This is a genomic window from Marinobacter alkalisoli, assembly GCF_045449795.1.
Classification (GTDB): domain Bacteria; phylum Pseudomonadota; class Gammaproteobacteria; order Pseudomonadales; family Oleiphilaceae; genus Marinobacter.
Map to the genome: position 1 here is coordinate 1 of NZ_JBJJLB010000024.1, position 6,798 is coordinate 6,798.

Here is a 6,798-nt window from a genome sequence, read left to right on the forward strand (position 1 = left end):
TGGACTTCCCCCAATAAATCGGACACGCGCCATCAGCTAATTCCTTCGAACTCTAGCGGAGTCCGGTAGCCAAGGCCACTGTGCAGCCGGTGGCTATTATAGAAGTCTTCAATATAGTCACTTATATGCTTTCGTAACTGTCTCAGCGTCACAAAGCTGGTGGCGTGTAGCAATTCTCCCTTCAACGTCTTGAAGAAGGACTCCACCTCCGCGTTGTCAGTACACTGCCCAGGGCGATTCATGCTGTGGCGCACCTGATGCCGATTCAGCAGAGCCTGTGTTTTATGAGCCCGATACTCGATGCCTCGGTCGGTATGAAATAACAGGTCTGAAGCCGGTTTTCGGGTTTTGAAGGCCTCCCTGAGCGTGGCCCTGGCGAAGTCTGCATTCAGATTCTCTCCCAGTCGCCAACTGATGATTCTCCGTGAAAACAAGTCCAGCACCACCGCCAGGAACACGTATTTCTTGCCCAGCTTGATGTAGGTGACATCGCTGCTCCATTGCTGGTTTACCGTGACGGGCTTCTCGGCATTCAGACGATGATTCGGCAAGGCTTTCAAGTCATCACGCAGCTTCGTCAAACGCCGGTATACACGGGCTACTCGAGCTTTCATGCCCCATTCCTGCATCAGCTTGGCCACTCGATTTTCACCCACTTCAACGCCCTCACGTCGAAGCGCCTGGTAAACCCGAGGACTGCCGTATCGGCCTTTGCTCTCGTTGTAGATGCGGCGGATCTTCAACAGCAACTCCGCATTCTCAGCGGCTCGTTGACTGGGCTTCCGGTTTGCCCAGGCGTAGTAGCCCGATCGTGAGATCTCCAGGTGCCGACACAGGGCCTTTACTCCGTGTTCCCGTCGGTGTTTCCAGACGAATCGGAACGCTTCCGTCGTTCCTCGGCCTGAAAACGTTGAAACTTTTTTAGAATGTCGTTTTCCTCCTGAAGCTCCGATATCCGGCGTTTCAGGCGGGCAACCTCGTCCTGTTCCTGGATCTTCTGCTTGGCCTCGGCTGGCGCTTTCTTGACCCGTTTCATGGCGAACTTTCCTTCATGGTATTCCTTGCGCCAGCGTGACAGCATGAAGGGGTGGATATCCAGCGCTTCGGCTACGCTTTTGACACTTCGGTGGGCCTGGTGACTCCACTCCACCGCTTTGACTTTGAACTCAGTGCTGTACTGCTGAGTTTTCTTCCCCGTGATCATCTCCGGCATCGGTTTTCTCCTATTGCGGAGTTATCGATGCGTGTCCACTACACTGGGGGAAGTCCAGAACGAACTGGAACTATTGGTTAGGAATCTTTTTCATAGCAGATTCCACAGCAGCACAAAGGACAACAACATTGAGAGAGAACTGCTCTTTCGGCGTAGCCACTCGGTAGTCTGATAACGCGTTCTCCGGATGCATATTCTGGGTATGCTTTAAACTCGATTGCAGCACTGCCTTGTCTGTGGCACTGAAGGACTTGTAAAGGTTATTCGCATCTTGTTTCGAAATTTCAGGCCGCAGCGAGTGCGCAAACCCATTTCTCAGAGTGCCAAGCGAGTTCAACGGCGCTTCAAACCGCTCATTTAAACCCAGCGCGACTGCCAGTTTCACAGTCTGATGAAAATCAAGCTTCATTCTTCTCAAGTGGTCAGTGCTGACCATGAAGGCTTCAACGAACTTGTTGAGGCGTTGCTCGATAATAATATGCGATCGAACTACAGCACCCAAGTCATCCTCACTTTGCAACGCTTCATATAGCTTGGTGATTGGCTCCATAGTATTCCTAACGCGAAGCACAGCGGCGGCCCGTCAGGGACGTCCGGCGGCCGCAGGCCGCGAACTGCTGCGTATTGTTATGTTGCTTAGGCACGGAGCCTCGGTTGGTAAACCGATTCGATGTGCCGGACCGCCTCAATAAGTTGCTGTGAAAAATCATCGGAATCATCAGTCTTGTACACTATTGCATCATTCTGATGGATTCTTTCCGGGCTTCTATCGACATGAGCGCCAGGCCCGGCGTATGCCCCTTTCAACCAAAAATGAAGCCATATCTCCCCATGCAGTTTTCCAACGAGCTCATGGAGGTGTGTAAAACACTCCTGCGCTCTTTCACCCCAGATAGCCCTCGCCTCAAGTGCTAGCGTGCGTAGCTCCGCTCGGTGCTCATTTACTTTTCCAAGCCGTTCAGCATAAATTCTCTGCTCTTCTTCAAGCTGCCGGCCCGCCTCAACTTCTTCTTTATTGAGTTGAATCATTGGATTACGAGTCCAGTCAATCGCATCCTGAACCCGGTAGGTCGTCGTGAGAATCCTCTTTGCAACTTCGAATTTGGAGATTCCATGAAGCTGTCGGCGCCAAGTGTTTAACCCGACCCCTCCAATGATTAAAGCACCGACTGTACCGACAATTCCGACGACGTCTCTTGTGATATTCAGGTCTGCATTGGTGATGCTGAGGCAGAGACTCAAAGGCTACTCCTTGAAACATAACGCCAAAATTCAGCGGCGGCCTTTGCGTAGCGAAGCGGAGAAAAGGCCGTCCGGTGGAGGCCTGCGAAGGCCGTAACGAACTGGAATGACTGGTTATGTGGCTGAATCATCCAGCTTTTCCTTGATCGCGGGTGTATCTATATATTTTTTGATTACGGACCAGTTTTTCTCGGCAGTTTGCATGACGGAGATACCACCCACCAAAATTCCAACCAAGCCCCCGCCAACTAAGAGAATCGCTGGATGACTTGCCGACTCATACCACTGAAAAGAGAGAAGAAGAATAAGAACGCATGCAATCCATAGTGCCCAATTGAACCAGGACCTCATAATGGCAGCAGGCTTCGTGCCTTCAACCCTTTTGACGACTTCTTGGAGAATCTTGCTTTCTTGTCCTTCAGTCACCCTTCCTCCCATACACATAACGCCGCTAAGCACGCGCGGTTGCGGAATGGAGGCGAAGCCGCAATGCAGTAACCGTCGCCGTGACTTGCATTGTTATGCATTGTAGCAGGACAGCCCTTCTGTCTTAATGCCATGGAATTCGTCCATTGATCTACAAAACGCTGTTGCCCTTTGCCCCAGTAACGGAGCCCAGAGCTTACCCGGCAGCTTTCTTTGGTTTTGTAGAGACTCCAAGAATCCGGTACAGATGATGTCTCTTACTTCTTGTGTGCCATGTTCAATTAAGTTCTCGATTTCCAAGAACAGCGAATCGCAATGGGCGTAATCCCCTTTCTCAAAGTTACGACAGACCAACTCGGATAATGGCGATGAAATTAGAGGAAGCCACAAAATTTCACCAGTCGTAGCTATGTAGGTGCCCATATTTTTAGCAAGTTTATCAACGTATTCAGGGTATGCCTTGGACAGCCGAATTATTGCCCCTTCCTTATCGATCATTCTCGACAACTCGCTTTTGCATAACGCCGCTCAGCACGCGCGGCTACGGAATGGAGGCGAAGCCGCAATGCAGTAGACGTCGCCGTGACTGGCATTGTTATGCATTTTTCAGAACCCGCCTGGATAACAACAGGGGTGAACCCAAAAGTATTGCTACTGAAACGGAGTATAGAAAAACCGCAACGAGAGCGTTCACAGCAACCATAGCCAACGCAGCTCTAGGCTTTCTAGTGAAAAATAGAAAAGCGCTCAGTCCACAAGCAACACAAGCCACCAGCGTGGTGCCGAAGAGAAATGCTTCAGGGTTTGAGGGGGAAAGCGCCCCGCTACCAATTGCAATTCCTTCCAAGAAAACCGATTGATCCGCTGGTAGGCCCACAAACATGAAAATGATCCAGGTTCCCAGCAGGAAAACAAACCCCAGCAAAGAGAGGATTGCCGCGTAAATTCGATCCATAGTCACCCTGCATAACGCCGCTCAGCACGCGCGGCTACGGAATGAAGGCGAAGCCGCAATGTAGTAGCCGTCGCCGTGACTGGCATGGTTATGATGACGGCTCACCGGTTAAAAGTTTCGCCTTACCGAGTAGAGCTGCATATCTTTTCAACGTGGAACTTATACCAAAGCAAATTGACCACTCACTATCTTTGGGAGCATAAAAGTTAGAGCCGAGGTCTCCTCTGGGATCCCTCAGAACCAAACCACGCTTGAGAAAGTCTTCCATGTATGCGAAGAGTTCATCAATTTCGACACCAAGGTTTAACTTTCTGAAATTCTCATGATTTATATTATAAGTTGGATAAATAGTATTAACTTCTACCTTCTGCAAGCTAGACAACTTGATAAAAAGATCAACCTTTAAGTCGTCTAGGCCGTTAGCGCAGGTGATAAATCGAGATTTTTCTTTTGTTGAGAAATCAAACTGACGGTCATCTATAAACAAAAAAGCCAAAGCTCGCAAAACTATTTCACTTGATGTGTTTGTTATAGCAGCAGCATAGTCGGCCAGCACCTTTTTTGAACGTTCTTGGTTAAGAAATTCATTAATCTCGAATTGACGCTCAGACGTTAAATTATCAATTTCTGAATCAATAGTCGTCAAAAAAGTGTTTACACGATGCTCCCCGTATAAATTATGGGCTTCTTTGAGGAACCAAAAAATTGATCTGGCTATCGGGGTAGCCATCTTAGTTTTCGTTAGCTCCATTGATTGGCTCCTTGATCATAACGCCAATATTCAGCGGCGGCCTTTTTGCAGCGAAGCGGAGAAAAGGCCGTCCGGTGGAGGCCCATCAGGGCCGGAACGAACTGGAATGACTGGTTATGAGTGTTGCGTTGCATCACGAACTTTCCGTCAGTAACGAAGCAATCTCGGCCCGTAAGTTGGCCAACGATGCTCTTTGCGACGAGGTGTCATCTTCTGGAGTAGAACCCTGGCGATTTTGGGCGTAGTCCAGTCTCTCGACAGCAAGATCGATCTTATCGAGCACGCCCGAACCATCTGCTGGCAGAGGATTGAGCCACCCTAGCGCAGCAGCGAAATTCTTGGCTCCCTCTGGTGACAAATGCCTGATTAGCTCAATGGTGTGCATCTCTTCCTACTCATAACGCTTGCAGCATGCGCGCCCATGGAATGGAGCCGAAGACGCAATGTAGTGGGCGTCGCCGTGCCTGCACTGGTTATGTTGTAGACGCCAAGATAGATTTATAGCGATTAGCATGCAGATGCCCCATTAAATTTGCCGCCTTTAGAAGATGCTCCCAAAACTCGCTTCCCGGGTTTGGATTGTCCTCTATGACTCCGTCAAGTTCTTCCATGGCTAGAAGCAATTCGTTTGCCTCAATGAAAGCGAGAAAATCACTCTCTCGGTAACCATTGTCGGATTCAACGACGTGCTCGGGCAGCAAGCTGTAAGCTGCTCTCAACTCCACCTCAATTTTTTCCCATTTCTCTGCTTGATTCATAGTTCGCTAAGCAACATAACGCCGCTCAGCACGCGCGGCTACGTAGTGGAGGCGAAGCCGCAATGGAGTAGCCGTCGCCGTGACTGGCATGGTTATGTTTTGGCTATGGTAAACGCACATACCTGGGAACCTTGGCCTCCAGTAATTTGATGAGTTCGGGCTGCATACAATCATAGTGATCGGGGATGTCCAAGCAGACTAGCCGTTTACCCTTGAGCAATTCCCTATACTTCCGGGCCACCTTATCTCGGTGGCTCCTTTCCATGACCAGGATGATGTCAGCCCACTCAATCAAATCTCCGGAAACTGGTGTCTCCGCATCCGAGTTAGTGCCGGCACTGATTGCTCGAACACCGGAATAACCTGAAAAGACAGCTTCAGCAGTCGGACTCCGTAGTCTGTTTTCGCTACAGACGAATAGAAGATTCAAAGGCCCCTTCCTTAAACATAACGAATGATATGGACTCCCCCTGCTCCCACGGCATCCATGTGCCACATTGAAGGTGTCGACATCTTCAATCAAAAGCAGGAGGAGTCATCATGAATGTTACAACCATTGGCATTGATCTGGCGAAAACTGTGTTCAGTATTCATGGCACCGACCAACACGGCAAGGTCGTGGTTCGCAAACGGGTGAATCGACTCAAGCTGTTGCCGTTCTTCGCACAATTACCTCCTTGCCTGATCGGCATGGAAGCCTGCTCGGGCGCCCACTACTGGGCGCGTGAAATGACCAGGCTCGGCCATGATGTTCGGATCATTGCACCCCGGTTTGTGGCACCGTATCGCAAGAGCAGCAAGAACGACGACAACGATGCCGAGGCCATCTGCGAAGCGGTCGGCCGACCCAATATGCGCTTCGTTCCCATCAAGACCGAAGACCAGCAAGCGACGCTCTGCCTGCATCGAATTCGCCGTGGGCTGACCAAGGAGCGCACCGCGCAGATCAACCAGATTCGCGGGCTGTTGGCCGAATTCGGTCTGATCATTCCCCAGGGGCGCTATGCCGCTCGGCGGCGGGTTCCTGAAATCCTGGAGAATGCCGAAAACAGCTTACCCATGCTGGCACGACGCTTACTCAATAACATCAACCAGCGCATTCTTCAGCTCGATGAAGAGATCCTCGCCTATGACCGGGAAATCGAAGCCATGGCCCGGCGCAACGAGCAGGCCAAACGGCTGATGGCCATTCCAGGCATTGGACCACAAACGGCCACAGCCATATTGGCCAGTGCGCCCGATCCCAGGCAGTTCAAAAGCGGACGACACTTTGCCGCCTGGCTGGGGCTGGTACCCCGACAATATTCAACCGGTGGCAAAGTCCGACTTGGGCGGATCACCAAGCGCGGGGACAAATATTTACGAATGCTGCTGATCCATGGCACCCGGGCGGTGATAGCCAAGCTCGCCGACAAGAACGATCGGCTCAGTGGCTGGGCCAGGGACTTGGTCG

The 6,798-nt window shown here is 50.9% G+C and carries 10 protein-coding genes; 1 reads left to right on the forward strand and 9 read right to left on the reverse strand.

The annotated features are described in order from the left end of the window. Window positions 1-32: 32 nt before the first annotated feature. The 9 genes from ACJO3M_RS11885 to ACJO3M_RS11925 all read right to left on the reverse strand — a co-directional run bounded on the left by ACJO3M_RS11885 (window position 33) and on the right by ACJO3M_RS11925 (window position 5,775). A protein-coding gene (locus ACJO3M_RS11885; RefSeq protein WP_407001579.1) for an IS3 family transposase occupies window positions 33-1,213 on the reverse strand; the annotation gives its coding sequence in 2 pieces (ribosomal slippage) (window positions 33-914 and window positions 917-1,213; 1,179 coding nt in all). 70 nt (window positions 1,214-1,283) lie between these two features. Beyond that, on the reverse strand, window positions 1,284-1,763 hold the full coding sequence (locus ACJO3M_RS11890; protein WP_407001580.1) for a hypothetical protein: 480 nt from the start codon (window positions 1,761-1,763) through the stop codon (window positions 1,284-1,286). 86 nt (window positions 1,764-1,849) lie between these two features. Further along, complete coding sequence (locus ACJO3M_RS11895; protein ID WP_407001581.1) at window positions 1,850-2,455, reverse strand: hypothetical protein; 606 nt, start codon at window positions 2,453-2,455, stop codon at window positions 1,850-1,852. Between the two features lie 114 nt (window positions 2,456-2,569). Further along, window positions 2,570-2,881 carry a hypothetical protein gene (locus ACJO3M_RS11900; RefSeq protein ID WP_407001582.1) on the reverse strand — a complete coding sequence of 104 codons (312 nt, stop codon included), beginning with the start codon at window positions 2,879-2,881 and terminating at the stop codon, window positions 2,570-2,572. A 93-nt stretch (window positions 2,882-2,974) separates the two neighbouring features. Further along, window positions 2,975-3,379, reverse strand: a complete 405-nt coding sequence (locus tag ACJO3M_RS11905) for a DUF7674 family protein (protein ID WP_407001583.1) — start codon at window positions 3,377-3,379, stop codon at window positions 2,975-2,977. 97 nt (window positions 3,380-3,476) lie between these two features. After that, entirely contained in the window at window positions 3,477-3,836 is a 360-nt protein-coding gene (locus tag ACJO3M_RS11910; protein WP_407001584.1) for a hypothetical protein, read from the reverse strand. 88 nt (window positions 3,837-3,924) lie between these two features. Continuing rightward, on the reverse strand, window positions 3,925-4,587 hold the full coding sequence (locus tag ACJO3M_RS11915) for a hypothetical protein (RefSeq protein ID WP_407001585.1): 663 nt from the start codon (window positions 4,585-4,587) through the stop codon (window positions 3,925-3,927). A 473-nt stretch (window positions 4,588-5,060) separates the two neighbouring features. Next, window positions 5,061-5,345, reverse strand: coding sequence for a hypothetical protein (locus ACJO3M_RS11920; RefSeq protein ID WP_407001586.1), 285 nt, complete (start codon window positions 5,343-5,345; stop codon window positions 5,061-5,063). A gap of 103 nt (window positions 5,346-5,448) precedes the next feature. Continuing rightward, window positions 5,449-5,775: a low molecular weight protein tyrosine phosphatase family protein gene (locus tag ACJO3M_RS11925; RefSeq protein ID WP_407001587.1), complete on the reverse strand. Its 327-nt coding sequence runs from the start codon at window positions 5,773-5,775 to the stop codon at window positions 5,449-5,451. A 107-nt stretch (window positions 5,776-5,882) separates the two neighbouring features. Here ACJO3M_RS11925 and ACJO3M_RS11930 point away from each other — a divergent pair. Continuing rightward, window positions 5,883-6,798 (forward strand): IS110 family RNA-guided transposase (locus ACJO3M_RS11930; protein WP_406998562.1); only part of this gene is annotated, 916 nt, incomplete at its 3' end.